13 protein-coding genes are annotated in these 13,246 nt (G+C 67.0%); all 13 read right to left on the reverse strand.

Annotated features, from left to right (window positions below):
* Positions 1 to 2: 2 nt before the first annotated feature.
* The 13 genes from ACZY0Y_RS01740 to ACZY0Y_RS01800 all read right to left on the reverse strand — a co-directional run bounded on the left by ACZY0Y_RS01740 (position 3) and on the right by ACZY0Y_RS01800 (position 13,226).
* Positions 3 to 638 (reverse strand): MazG nucleotide pyrophosphohydrolase domain-containing protein, encoded by a 636-nt coding sequence (locus ACZY0Y_RS01740; RefSeq protein WP_463956629.1) that lies wholly within the window; start codon positions 636 to 638, stop codon positions 3 to 5.
* Between the two features lie 79 nt (positions 639 to 717).
* Positions 718 to 1,884 carry an adenosine deaminase gene (locus ACZY0Y_RS01745; RefSeq protein ID WP_463956566.1) on the reverse strand — a complete coding sequence of 389 codons (1,167 nt, stop codon included), beginning with the start codon at positions 1,882 to 1,884 and terminating at the stop codon, positions 718 to 720.
* Positions 1,885 to 1,930: 46 nt separating this feature from the next.
* Positions 1,931 to 2,686, reverse strand: a complete 756-nt coding sequence (locus ACZY0Y_RS01750; RefSeq protein ID WP_463882735.1) for a DedA family protein — start codon at positions 2,684 to 2,686, stop codon at positions 1,931 to 1,933.
* A 111-nt stretch (positions 2,687 to 2,797) separates the two neighbouring features.
* Positions 2,798 to 3,436, reverse strand: coding sequence for a DedA family protein (locus ACZY0Y_RS01755; protein ID WP_463882737.1), 639 nt, complete (start codon positions 3,434 to 3,436; stop codon positions 2,798 to 2,800).
* A 145-nt stretch (positions 3,437 to 3,581) separates the two neighbouring features.
* Positions 3,582 to 4,904, reverse strand: a complete 1,323-nt coding sequence (locus tag ACZY0Y_RS01760; protein ID WP_463882879.1) for a thymidine phosphorylase — start codon at positions 4,902 to 4,904, stop codon at positions 3,582 to 3,584.
* A 5-nt stretch (positions 4,905 to 4,909) separates the two neighbouring features.
* Positions 4,910 to 5,314, reverse strand: coding sequence for a cytidine deaminase (locus ACZY0Y_RS01765; protein ID WP_463956567.1), 405 nt, complete (start codon positions 5,312 to 5,314; stop codon positions 4,910 to 4,912).
* Positions 5,315 to 5,316: 2 nt separating this feature from the next.
* Positions 5,317 to 6,654: an ABC transporter permease gene (locus ACZY0Y_RS01770; protein ID WP_463956569.1), complete on the reverse strand. Its 1,338-nt coding sequence runs from the start codon at positions 6,652 to 6,654 to the stop codon at positions 5,317 to 5,319.
* Positions 6,651 to 8,075 carry an ABC transporter permease gene (locus ACZY0Y_RS01775; protein ID WP_463956571.1) on the reverse strand — a complete coding sequence of 475 codons (1,425 nt, stop codon included), beginning with the start codon at positions 8,073 to 8,075 and terminating at the stop codon, positions 6,651 to 6,653. Before ACZY0Y_RS01775 ends, ACZY0Y_RS01770 begins: the two co-directional genes overlap by 4 nt.
* Positions 8,068 to 9,723, reverse strand: a complete 1,656-nt coding sequence (locus ACZY0Y_RS01780; RefSeq protein ID WP_463882746.1) for an ABC transporter ATP-binding protein — start codon at positions 9,721 to 9,723, stop codon at positions 8,068 to 8,070. The genes ACZY0Y_RS01775 and ACZY0Y_RS01780 overlap by 8 nt, the downstream gene beginning before the upstream one ends.
* A gap of 166 nt (positions 9,724 to 9,889) precedes the next feature.
* Entirely contained in the window at positions 9,890 to 10,999 is a 1,110-nt protein-coding gene (locus tag ACZY0Y_RS01785) for a BMP family lipoprotein (protein ID WP_463882749.1), read from the reverse strand.
* A gap of 291 nt (positions 11,000 to 11,290) precedes the next feature.
* On the reverse strand, positions 11,291 to 12,316 hold the full coding sequence (locus ACZY0Y_RS01790; RefSeq protein ID WP_463882751.1) for an NADP-dependent oxidoreductase: 1,026 nt from the start codon (positions 12,314 to 12,316) through the stop codon (positions 11,291 to 11,293).
* Entirely contained in the window at positions 12,313 to 12,744 is a 432-nt protein-coding gene (locus ACZY0Y_RS01795; RefSeq protein ID WP_463956572.1) for an organic hydroperoxide resistance protein, read from the reverse strand. The genes ACZY0Y_RS01790 and ACZY0Y_RS01795 overlap by 4 nt, the downstream gene beginning before the upstream one ends.
* A 32-nt stretch (positions 12,745 to 12,776) precedes the next feature.
* Positions 12,777 to 13,226: a MarR family winged helix-turn-helix transcriptional regulator gene (locus ACZY0Y_RS01800; RefSeq protein WP_463882754.1), complete on the reverse strand. Its 450-nt coding sequence runs from the start codon at positions 13,224 to 13,226 to the stop codon at positions 12,777 to 12,779.
* Positions 13,227 to 13,246: the final 20 nt, after the last annotated feature.

A 13,246-nucleotide genomic window follows, 5' to 3' on the forward strand; every position in this document is an offset into this window, starting at 1 on the left:
GATTATGGGGATGGCGGCGGGGGCGTGCCCTCCTGGAAGCGGCGGTTCGCGCCGCGGAGGGCACGCTCGGCGTCGAGCCCCCGGTCCCGGGCTGCGGCGGCGATGGCGAAGAGAAGGTCCCCGAGGTCCTCTTCCGCGGACGGGACGTCCACCGGCCGGGTGGAGGCCGGGAGTCCGGCCCGTTCGGCGCGGTCCTGGAGTTTCTGCGCCCGCGCCAGGGCCGGAAGGGCGGCGGGGACACCCCCGAGCGCCCCCAGCCGGGAAGGATCAGCGCGGGAGGGTTCAGTGCCGGGCTCGGCGGCCCCGGAGTGCAGGCCCTGCTCCGAGCGCTTGACCGCGTCCCACGTCTGGACGATTTCCTCCACCGTCGCCGGGAAGGACTCCTGCAGGGATCCGTCCGGACGGAACACGTGCGGGTTGCGCCGGACCATTTTGGCGGTGAGGCCGCGGGCGACGTCGTGGAGGTCGAAGGCGCCGCGCTCCTGGGCGAGCCGGGCGTGGAGGACCACCTGGAGCAGGACATCTCCAAGTTCGGCCTTCAGCTCGGCGTCGCCGCCGGCCGTCTCGATGGTCTCGGCCACCTCGTAGGCCTCCTCGAGGAGGTACTCAACGAGGGATTCATGGGTGAGGGCACCCATCCAGGGGCAGTGCTCGCGCAGGGCGGCAATCGTTTCGATCAGCTCTGCCAGCTGCCCCCGGACGGGTGGAATGTTCTCTTTAGCCAAGCTCGTCGTAGAACTCGTTGATGTATTCAACGAGGGCTTCCTTCTCTTCGAGCGGCAGGAAAGCAGCTTCGGCCGCGTTGAGCGTCAGCTCCAGCAGGTCATCGAGGTCGTAATCGAAGGTCTCGACCATCAGTTCGAACTCGTCCGTGAGGGTCACGCCGCTCATGAGCCGGTTGTCCGTGTTGATGGTGACGTTGAAGCCGAGCTGGTAGAGCATGTCCAGCGGGTGGCTTTCGATTCCCTCGCCGAAGCCGGCGATGGCGCCGGTCTGCAGGTTGGAGGACGGGCAGATCTCCAGGGCGATGCCGCGGTCGCGGACCCAGCTGGCGAGATCGCCCAGGGTGACCATGCCGATGTTGTCGTTGGCCTCGTCGCTGCTGTCGTTGAATTCGGCGCCGCCGTCTTCGTCGTCGAATTCGACGGTGATGTCCTCGGCGATCCGGACGCCGTGGCCCAGGCGCAGGGCGCGTCCGTCGACCAGGGCGGACTGGATGCTTTCGAGTCCGGCAGCTTCCCCGGCGTGCACCGTGGCCGGGAAGTTGTGCTGGGCCAGGTAGGTGAAGGCGTCCCTGAACCGGGACGGCAGGAAGCCGTCCTCGGCACCGGCAATGTCGAAGCCGACGGCGCCGTTGTTGCGGTGGCGGACCGCCAGTTCCGCGATTTCCTGGCCGCGGTCGGCATGGCGCATGGCGGTGATGAGCTGGCCGACCTGGATGTCGCGGCCGGTCTCGGCGACGGAGTCGACGCCGGCCTCGAGGCCCGCCTGCACGGCGTCCACGACGTCGTCCAGGCTCAGGCCCTGCTGGAGGTGCTGCTCCGGCGCCCAGCGCACTTCACCGTAGACAACGCCGTCGTCGGCAAGGTCTTCGACGAATTCCTTGGCGACGCGGAAGAGTCCGTCTTTGGTCTGCATCACGGCGATGGTGTGGTCGAAGGTCTCGAGGTAGCGGACCAGCGAGCCGGAATCGGCGGATTCGCGGAACCACTCCCCCAGGGCGACGGGGTCGGTGGAGGGCAGGGTGTGTCCCACGGCCTCGGCAAGTTCAATGATGGTGGCCGGCCGGAGTCCGCCGTCCAGGTGGTCGTGAAGGGAAACCTTGGGGAGGCCCTTCAGGTCGAAGTCGAGGTCAGGGGCAGCGTCAAGAATTATCTCAGTCACGTTCCAACCTTAGGGTCGGAGGCCCGGCAACACCAGCCGGGCGGAATCAGGCCTCGACGTCGGCCGGTGCTGCCAGTTGCGGCGGCGTTGGCGTGGCGCCGGAGGCGTGTCCGGCCGCGGGCGGGTTGCCGGACGGGGCGTGGGCGGCCCTGGCCTCGGCCGCCATTGAAGCGGCGCGGCTGGCCGCCGCGGCAGCGCCCTTGGTGTCGCGCCAGCGGTGCAGCCAGGTCAGCAGGTGGTCGATCACGATGCCCAGCACGATGGCGAAGGCGATGGCGATGCCGACCCCCAGCAGCGGGTGTTCGTGGACCCAGTTGCCGGCGAGGATGCCGACGCCGGCGGAGTAGGCCACCCAGGTGATGGAGGCGAAGATGTCCAGGATGACGAAGCGCCGGCGCGGGTACGCGGTGGTGCCGGCGATCCAGTTGACGGCCACTCGTCCCACCGGGATGTAGCGGGCCGTGAAGATCAGCATGGCGCCGCGCTTGTCCAACTCATAGCGTGCCCAGTTCAGGGCGCGCTGGACCTTGGGTTTGCGCATCCAGCGGAAGCGCTCGACGCCGACATGGCGGCCCAGCAGGTAGGCCATGTTGTCGCCGGCGATAGCCCCGAGGGCAGCGGCCGCCATAACGAACCACATGTTCGGCTGGCCGGACGTGACGGACAGGGCACCCAAGGCGACGATCAGGGTTTCACTCGGCAGAATCGGAACGAATCCGTCGATGAAGCAGAAGATCGTGAGAATCGGATAAATCCACCATTGTCCCGCGGCATGGAGAATTGCCTCATTGATAAATTCCACGCGGGCGTTGCTCCTAGGAAAGTGATGAAAAGCGCTCTTCAGTGTCCCATGACGGACAAGGATGCGCTACGTTCCGTCCGGATAAATCTCCCTTAACGATGGGCTGCTTCGTCAGGAGGGCTCCACTGGCGGGACGGGCTGTTCGACGTCCTCGGGAGGGGTCCCGCGCAGCCTGCTGATCACGACGTCCACCAGGATGCCCAGGCCGATCGCGCAGATGACGGCGACGATGACGGCGAGCAGGTGGTTGTCTTCGAACCATTGGCCGAAGAACAGTCCGATTGCGACGGAGTAGGCGGCCCAGAGCACCGCGGAGAGGACTGTCAGACCGACGAAGCGTGGCCGCGGGAAATGGGTGGCGCCGGCCGTCAGGTTGACCGCCACCCGGCCGATCGGCACGAACCGCGCCACGAGGATCAGCGACGCGGGCCGTTTGCGCAGCTCCGTGCCGGCCCACCGGAAGGCCCGCTGCATGCGGTAGCCGCGCATCCAGGCCCAGCGCTGCGTTCCGGTGTTGCGGCCGATCAGGTAGGCGATGTTGTCGCCGAGGAAGGCACCCGCGGCGGCGGTCGCGGCCAGGAGCACCACATTGGGGATGCCGGCGCCGGCGGCCACCGCGGCGAGTCCAACGACCACGGATTCGCTCGGGATGGGCGGGAAGAAGCCGTCAATCACGCAGCACGCGAACACAAGGAAGAGCACCCAGGGTTGCCCTGCTGCGGCCAGGATGAAGTCGTTGATTGCCTGCACGGTTTCCTACCAAACAACGGGGGTACGGCTGTCGTGCCAGTGTACCTGCGGGCCCGCGCCCCAGCTTGCCCTTATCCCGTGTGGCGGCTGGGCCCCGGGCAAAGTCAACTGGTTGGGGACCACAAGTGAGAGGGCACGCCGGCAGCTAGGCGATGCGGTCGATGATGAGCTGCTGCGCCGGCCGGGAGCCTTCCGGCGCAATCACCACGGCGTGCTGGAGGGCCTCCTTGGCCCGGTCGAACTTCTCCGGGGTGTCTGTCAGGAGCGTCATGAGCGGTTCGCCAGCCTTGACCATGGCGCCCGGTTTGGCGTGCATCCGCACCCCGGCACCGGCCTGGACCTGGTCCTCCTTGCGTGCGCGTCCGGCGCCGAGGCGCCAGGCGGCGACGCCGACGGCCATCGCGTCGAGTTCCACCAGCACGCCGTCGGCCGGCGCGTAGATCACTTCGGATTCCCGGGCGACCGGGAGCTTGGCCCGCGGGTCGCCGCCCTGCGCCTCGATCATGCGGTTCCAGACGTCCATGGCCCGGCCGTCCCGGAGGGCGGCGCGCGGATCGGCGTCGTGGACGCCCGCGCAGGCGAGCATTTCCTCCGCGAGCCGGACCGTGAGCTCGACGACGTCTTCCGGACCGCCCCCGGCGAGGACCTCCACCGATTCCTCGACCTCGATCGCGTTGCCCGCGGTGAGGCCCAGCGGCGTGTTCATGTTGGTCAGCAGGGCCACCGTGTTGACGCCGGCGTCCTTGCCCAGTGCCACCATGGTCTCGGCGAGTTCGCGGGCGCGGGCCTCGTCCTTCATAAACGCGCCGCTGCCGACCTTGACGTCCAGCACCAGCGAACCGGTGCCTTCCGCGATCTTCTTGCTCATGATCGAGGACGCGATCAGCGGGATGGCCTCGACGGTGCCGGTGACGTCGCGCAGGGCGTAGAGCTTCTTGTCGGCCGGGGCCAGCCCGGCGCCGGCGGCGCAGATGACTGCGCCGACGTCCTGGAGCTGGGCCAGCATTTCCTCGTTGCTGAGCGCGGCGCGCCAGCCCGGGATCGCCTCGAGCTTGTCCAGGGTGCCGCCGGTGTGGCCCAGGCCGCGGCCGGAGAGCTGCGGCACGGCAACGCCGAAGACCGCCACCAGGGGTGCCAGCGGCAGGGTGATTTTGTCCCCGACGCCGCCGGTGGAGTGCTTGTCGGACGTGGGCTTCACGCTGCCGTCGGGGCGGCGCAGGCTGGAGAAGTCCATCCGCTCGCCGGAGGCGATCATTGCCGCGGTCCAGCGGGAGATCTCGGCCCGGTCCATGCCGTTGAGCAGGATGGCCATGTTCAGGGCGGCCATCTGTTCGTCGGCGATCGCGCCGCGGGTATACGCGTCGATCGTCCAGTCGATCTGGGCGGGGCTGAGCACGCCCTTGTCGCGTTTGATGCGGATGATGTCGACGGCGTCGAACGATTCGGAGCGGCTGTTGGTCTGCGTTATGTGTGTCACCGGGGTTCCTCCAGGTGTTGGGGGCCAAAGGCATCGGGAAGGACCTGTTCCATGGTCTTGATTCCCTGGGTGGTCATGAGCTCCATGTCGGGAGCCCTGAATTCGTAGAGCAGCTGCCGGCAGCGCCCGCACGGCATGAGGACGTTGCCGGCGGCGTCGACGCAGTAGAAAGCGCGGAGCAGGCCGCCTCCGGTCATGTGCAGGTTGCCGACGAGGGCGCACTCGGCGCACAGGGTGAGGCCGTAGCTGGCGTTTTCGACATTGCAGCCGCTCACGATCCGGCCGTCCGCGGTGAGGGCTGCTGCCCCCACCGCGAACTTCGAATACGGCGCATAGGCGTTCCCCATGGCGGCCACCGCGGCGGCCTCCAGGGCAGCCCAGTCGACGTCGATGCTGTCCATCGTCAACCCTTGACGTACGGTATGCCGTCGGCGGCCGGGGGCCGGGACCGGCCGACGAGTCCGGCGACGGCAAACACGGTCACGAGGTAGGGCAGCATTGCCATGAACTGGCTCGGCACCGGGGTGCCAATGATCGTCACAATGCTCTGCAGGTTGTCGGCGAAGCCGAACAGCAGCGCGGCGAAGAACGCCCCGATCGGATTCCAGCGTCCCAGGATCATTGCGGCGAGGGCGATGAAGCCGCGGCCACCGGAGATCTCCTTCGTGAAACTGTCGATCGCGACAAGGGTGAAGAACGACCCGCCGATCCCTGCGACGGCGCCGCCCAGCGTGACGTTCCAGAACCGGGTCGCGTTGACCTTGATGCCCAGGGTGTCGGCAGCCTGCGGGTGCTCGCCCACAGCGCGGACGCGCAGGCCCCACTTCGTCTTGAACAGCCCGATCCACACCACAATCACGGCCACGTACATCAGGTAGCCCACCACGGACTGCTTGAAGAGGATGGGGCCGAGAACCGGGATGCTGGACAGGACCGGGATTTCGATGATCGGAAGCCGGCCCGGCGAGTTGAACAATTCCTTGTTCGCCTGCATCACGGTGCTGAACAGGAAACCTGTGAGGCCCGAGATGAGGACGTTGAGCACCACGCCGACGATGATCTGGTTGACCACGTACTTGATGCTGAAGACCGCCAGCACCATCGAGACGAGGGCGCCGGCGACGGCCGCCGCGAGCAGGCCCAGGTACGGGTTGTTGGTCATGCTGGCGACGATCGCGGCCGTGAAGGCGCCGCCCAGGAGCTGGCCCTCAATGGCGATGTTCACGACGCCGGCGCGTTCGCACAGGACACCGGACAGGGAGCCAAAAACGATCGGCACGGCGAGGGTCACGGACCCGGCGATGAGACCGGCCAGCGAGATGCTGGGCGTCCTGGCGCCGCCGACCACCCAGATCAGGAAGGCCACGACGAACAGGACCGTGAACAGGACCGGCAGCCAGCGCGGGGGCCGGACGTTCCGGGTCTTCAGGAAGATGGCGTAGCCGGCGAGGCCCAGCATGATCACGGAGAGCACAATCCCGGCCAGGAAGGCGGGAACCTCGACGGCGGGGAGCTGGAAGAAGTCACCGCCGGAGGAGATGCCGAACTTCGCGGTCGCGTGCGGGCCCAGCAGGCCAAAGAAGATGAACGCAACGGCGGCGAGCACCAGCAGCGTCGCCGGCAGCTTCCAGGTGACAGGCTTGGCGGACACTGTCGGCTTGTGGTTTTTTGCCGGGTGCGGGCGTCCCTGCTGTGGCTCCTGGGGGTTTCCCGGGACGGGCGAGGTTGCTGTTGTGCTCATGCTGCACCTCCGGTGGCTGCTGCCTTCTGGGACTTGCCGGCGGATGCGGCTTTCTTCTTGCGCGGGTTGAGTCCGAAGATCGCCCGGACCAAGGGCGGCGCCGCGATGAACAGCACAATGAGCGACTGGACCACCAACACGATGTCGATGGGGGTTCCGGTCTGGATCTGCATCTGGACAGCTCCGGCGCGGAAGGCGCCAAACAGCACACCGGCGGCGAAGGTGCCCCACGGCGTCGAGCGTCCCAGCAGTGCGACGGTGATGGCGTCAAAGCCGTACGTGGCTGCGACACCGTCGGTGAGGACCTTTTCGGTGCCCGCCACCTGCGCGACGCCGGCCAGCCCGGCCAGGCCACCGGCGATGGTCATCACCAGGATGGTGGTGCGGGGGACGTTGATGCCGGCGGTGAGGGCTGCCTTGGGGTTGGCCCCCACTGCGCGGAACTCGAAGCCGATGGTGGAGCGGTTCAGCAGCCACGACACAAATACAGTCGCCGCGATGGCCAGCAGGAAGCCGATGTGCAGCCGATACTGGCTGCCGAAGATCTGCGGGTACACTGCGGACGGGTCCAGGATCGGGGAAATCGGGGTGGTCTCCCCGGGCCGCTGGAACGCCGGCGTGTCCAGGAGGTAGCGCACCAGGTACAGGGCGATGTAGTTGAACATGATGGTCACGATGACCTCATGGGCTCCGGTTCTCGCCTTGAGCACGCCCACGATGCCGCCCCAGACGGCGCCGCCGATGACGCCTGCGATCAGGACGAGCAGCAGGTGGAGGCCCACCGGCAGATCCAGCGCGAAGCCCACCCAGGCGGCGAGGATGCCGGCCATGATGATCTGGCCCTGCGCGCCGATGTTGAACAGGCCCGCGCGGAAAGCCAGGGCTACGCCGAGACCGGCTGTGATCAGCGGGGTGGCGATGGTGAGGGTCTCCATGAGCGGGGCGAACTGTCCGCCCACGCCGCTCCCCCGCGGGTTGAAGACCGAGCCCTGGAAGAGCGCGACGTAGGAGCTCGTCGCGGCCGACCAGACGGCGGCGAGGAAGTCGGTCGGCCGGGCAAAGAAGTAGCTCGACGTCGCGGCGACCACCTTGTCCGTGCTGGCGATGAGGAGTCCGCCAAGGATCAGGGCGAGGAGGACGGCCAGGATGGTCACGATGCCGTTGCCGGTGAAGATCTTGCGCAGGACCGAGTCCGAATCGTCGGCGCCGGGGAGGGAGCCGCTCTGGGCCGAGACGGGAACGGCCGACGGCCGCATCGCCCCGCCGGCTGTGTCCAGGGAGGTGATCAGGGCGGCGTCGTTTACGGGAGCCCCCGACTCCGCGTCGGGCGCCGGTGCCTGCGGTGTTTCAGGGGGCAGCGTGTCCGGACTCCGGTCCGGATCCGGTGCAGCCGAGCGTCGCGGCTCGTTGTTCTCACTCATGGTCGTCTCCTACGGCGCCGGAGCTGGACTCCTGCACGGGCTGGGCGGCGGGCGCCTGGTTCATTGCTTGGGGTTCGGCGGAGTTTTCCGCGGGCACTTCCCCGGGTTGCCGGGCCGCGTGCTTGCTCGCGGTGTCGGCGTGGGCGTCCTCCGGGGACAGCCCTGCCATCATCAGGCCAAGAACGTCACGACGGGTGCCTGCCGGGACAATGCCGACCAGTTTGCCCTTGTAGAGCACGGCGATCCGGTCGGCGAGCTCGATCACCTCGTCCAGTTCGGTGGAGATGATCATCACGGGGGTGCCGTGGTCGCGTTCGGCCACGATGCGCTTGTGCAGGAACTCGATGGATCCGACGTCCACGCCGCGGGTGGGCTGGGATGCGATGAAGAGCCGCAGCGGCCGGGAGAGCTCCCGGGCCATGACCAACTTCTGCTGGTTGCCGCCGGACAGCGTGCCGGCCGCGAGTGAACCTGAGGGCGTCCGCACGTCGAACTCGTCGATCCGGGTCTGGGCGTTCTCCAGGACCTTGGCCGGGCTCATGCTGATGCCCTTCGCGAACGGCGCCTGGTCGTAGCGGTCCAGAATCAGGTTTTCGGCGATCGAGAAGGTGCCGATCAGGCCGTCGACGGAGCGGTCTTCCGGCACGAACCCGACGCCCGCGTTGAGGACCTCCTTGACGCTGCGGCCGACGAGTTCTTCGCCGTCGAGCAGAATGGAGCCGTGGACGCGGTCCTGGAGGCCCAGGATGGCCTCGGTCAGTTCCGTCTGGCCGTTGCCCTGGACGCCGGCGACGGCGAGGATCTCGCCGCGGGCGATATCGAAGCTGATGCCGTCCACCACGTGCTGGCCGCTGGGCGCGATCACGGTGAGGTCCTTGACCTGGAAGGTGGTCTCCTGGGGATTGGCCGGGGCCTTGTCCAGGGTCAGGTTTACGGCACGGCCCACCATCATGGACGCCAGTTCCGTCGTCGAGGCGCTGGGATCGGCGGTGCCGACCACCTTGCCGCGGCGGATCACCGTGATGGTGTCTGAGACAGCTTTGACCTCGCGCAGCTTGTGCGAGATGAACACGATCGAGGTGCCGTGGCTCTTGAGCTGGCGCATGATGTCCAGCAGCTCATCGGTGTCCTGCGGGGTCAGCACGGCCGTGGGCTCGTCCAGGATGAGCACCTTGGCGTCGCGGACGAGCGCCTTGATGATTTCGACGCGCTGCTGCACGCCCACCGGGAGGTCCTCGATCATCGCATCCGGATCGACGTCGAAGCCGTACCGGTCCGAGATCTCCTGGATTTTGCGCCGGGTGTCATCCAGGTTCAGGAATCCGCCCGCCTTGGTGGTTTCCGCTCCCAGCGCGACGTTTTCGGCAACAGTGAAAACGGGGACCAGCATAAAGTGCTGGTGCACCATGCCGATGCCGGCGGCCATGGCGTCGCCCGGGCCGCGGAAGATGACGGGTTTGTCGTCAACGAGGATCTGGCCCTCGGTGGGCTCGTACAGTCCGTACAGGACGTTCATCAGCGTGGACTTGCCCGCGCCGTTTTCGCCGAGCAGACAGTGAATCTGCCCGGGTTCAACCACCACATCAATGTGATCGTTGGCTACCAGGGAGCCGAAGCGTTTGGTGATCCCCTTGAGTTCAAGTTTCAAAACTCTGACCAATCTCGAAGTGTCCGGGCGTCTGGGCCGGACGGATGATGGGGCTGCAGGATCAGCCTAGTGCCTGCAGCCGGAAGCGGAGTCTGTCCGCTCAACGAAAAGCGCCACAGCCCGTGCGGTGAATGACCGGACGGGCCGTGGCGCTTAGCGGCGGAAGTTAGACCTTCGGGCTGGCTGCGGATTCAACCTTCAGCTTGCCGTCGGCGATGTCCTTCTTGATCTGGTCCAGCTGCGTCTTCAGTTCGGCGGGAACCTTGGAGTCCATGTCGTGGAACGGAGCCAGCTGCACGCCGTCGTTCGCGAGGGTGCCAACGTACGGCGTGTTGGAGAACTTGCCGTCCTTGTCTTCCTTCACAACGGTCTCGACGGCCTCGCCCATCTGCTTCATGACGGAGGAGAGCATGATGTCCTTGTAATCCGGTGCCGTGAGGAAGCCGTCGGAGTCAACCCAGATGAGCTTGACGTCCTTGCCTGCTGCCTTGGCTTCCTTCAGGGCCGCGCCCGCACCCTTGCCGACAGGACCGGCGACGGGCATGACGATGTCCGCGCCCTGGTCCAGGAAGTTCTGGGTGAACTGCTTGCCCTTGTCCTGCTTTTCGAAGTCACCGGTGAAGGAACCGTCCTGCTTGGCCTTGTCCCAGCCAAGAACCTTGACGTCCTTGCCGTTCTTCTCGTTGTAGTACTTGACGCCGTCGGCGTAGCCGTCCATGAAGATGGTGACCGTGGGGATCTTGATGCCGCCGAAGGTGGCGACCGTTCCGGTCTTGGTAGTGCCGGCTGCGAGGTAGCCCGCCAGGAAAGCCGCCTGGGCCGTGTCGTAGATGATCGGCTTGACGTTGCTGATCGGGGTCTCGTAGCCGAAGTCGATGATCGCGAAGTGCTTGTCCGGATTCGCCGTGGCCTGGGCCTTGGTGGCGTCACCCAGAAGGAAGCCGACCGTGACGGTCAGGTTACAGCCGGCAGTGACCATCGCGCGCAGGTTGGGCTCGAAGTCGTTGTTCGTCTTGGACTCGGCCTGGTTGACCTTGATGCCCAGGTCCTTCTCAGCCTTCTTCAGCCCCTCGTAGGAGGACTGGTTGAATGACTGGTCGTCGAATCCACCGGAGTCGGAAACGATGCAACCGGTGTAGTTGCTGGCCGACGGGGTGGCGCTGCTGCTGGCTGTCGGGGCGGCCCCGCAACCGGTCAGCAGAAGTGCAGCCGCACCGGCGGTGGCGACTCCTGCCATTGAACCGCGCTTGAAGGTTGCACGCAGAGAGTTCTTCAATTTTCCTCCAGGAAGAAAGAGTAGGCGCTACGACGGAGCTCAATGAGTGTCTGTTGGCGGTGTTGCCGCTGAAACGCTGTTTTCACTGATGGATTTCGCAGCACTGCGCCGAGGCGCACTGATGGAAGCCACTTTAGTGTCCTGCGACACGTCCAAGTAGCACAGTTCACAGCGATTCCACAGATTGTTGAGAACTTGTTACCAAGCGGTAGAGACAGAAAGCCCCGCACCGGTCATCTCCGGTACGGGGCGTGCAATCTGCGGGGCTGGCGGGCTGCCTGGAACTCGCGCCTAGAGCCGGACCAGCATCTTGCCGGTGTTGGCGCCGTCCAGCAGGTCCATAAAGGCCTGCGGGGCGTTCTCCAGCCCGTCCACGATGGTCTCGTCGTACCGCACGGTGCCGTCCGCGAGCCAGCCGGACATCTTCTCAACGAACTCGGCCATGTGCTGCCAGTAGCCGCCGACCAGGAATCCCTTGAGGGTCAGCTGCTTGCCGATGGCCTGCGCGAGGTTCCGCGGAGCCGGGGTGGGCTCGGTCGAGTTGTACTGCGAAATGGCGCCGCACATGGCCACACGGCCACCAACGGTCAGCGCCGACAGCGCGGCTTCGAGGTGTTCCCCGCCAACGTTGTCGAAATACACGTCGATCCCGCGGTCGCCCGCGGCCGCGGCGAGCTGCCCGGCGACCGGGCCGTCGTGGTAGTTGAAGGCCGCGTCGAAGCCGAGCTCCAGCAGCCGTGCCACCTTTTCCGGGGAGCCAGCGCTGCCGATGACGCGGGACGCGCCCATGGCCTTGGCAATCTGGCCCACGAGCGAGCCGACGGCACCCGCGGCGCCCGAGACGAAGACGACCTCTCCGGCCTTGAAGCCGGCAACCTTGACCAGGCCGGCGTACGCCGTCAGGCCTGTCATTCCCAGCACTCCGAGGAACGCCGGGGCGGGGGCCAGATCGGTGCGCGCCGGCGTGGTGGCACCGGCGTCGAGCACGGCATATTCCCGCCACCCCAGTGAATGGACGACGACGTCGCCCACCGCGCGGTCCGCAGAACGGGACGCGATGACCTCGCCAACGGCGCCGCCGTCGAGCGCGGTGTCCAGGGCAAACGGCGCCGAGTAGGACTTGACGTCGTTCATCCGGCCGCGCATGTAGGGGTCCACGGACATGAACAGGTTGCGGACCAGGACCTGGCCGTCCAGGAGTTCGGGCAGCGCCGCCTCGGCAAGGCGGAAGTTCTCCGGCACGGGACGGCCGTGCGGCCGGGATGCCAGCTGGATTTCCCGCGTGGTGACGGGCAGGGTGGTGGTTTCGGTGCTCATGCGGCGACCTCCAGGATGGTGATGTCGACAGTGATGTTGCCACGGGTGGCATTGGAGTAGGGGCAGACTTCGTGAGCCTTGGCCACGAGGGCCTCAGCCGTTGCCCGGTCCACGGCGGGCAGTGCGATTTCGAGTTCCGCGGAGATGCCGTAACCGGATCCGTCGCCGAGCGCGCCCAGGTGGATCCTGGCGGCGACGGCGGAATCCGTCAGGTCGGCTTTCTGCTGGCGGCCGACAAGGCGCAGCGCGGAGTGGAAGCAGGCCGCGTATCCGGCGGCGAAGAGCTGCTCCGGGTTGGTGCCCTCGCCGTTGCCGCCGAGTTCCACGGGGCTGGCCAGGGCTACGCTGAGCTTGCCGTCCTTGGTGACGGCGGTGCCGTCGCGGCCTTCGCCCGAGGCCAGGGCCTCGGCTGTATAGAGGGTCTTCATGGGAGATCCAATCTGTTTGCGGTGGAAGGAAGTCAGTGGGAGCCGTGCAGGGCGGCGGCCAGTCGGCTCAGCGTTTCGCGGAGCTGGTCAAGTTCAGCAGGCGAGAGTCCGGCCGCGGCGGCGAGCCGCTGCGGGATGCCGGTGGCCCGGGCGCTGAGGGCGGAGCCGGCGTCGGTCAGGAAGACTTCAACCCGGCGCTCGTCCGCGGCCGACCGGCGCCGCTCCACGAGGCCCAGGGACTCGAGCCGCTTGAGCAGCGGGGACAGAGTGCCGGAGTCGAGGCCCAGCTCCTCCCCCAGCCCGCGGACGCTGCGCGGTTCCTCTTCCCACAGCACCAGCATGACGAGGTACTGCGGATAGGTAAGGCCCAGCTCCTCGAGCATCGGCCGGTACGCCGCTGTGGCGGCCCGCGACGCCGAGTACATGGCGAAGCACAGCTGCCGGTCCAGGCGGGGGGCGTTGAGGCGGGGAGTATCGGGCATGACTATACGATAGTCCACAA

This window comes from Pseudarthrobacter kochi, assembly GCF_055412805.1.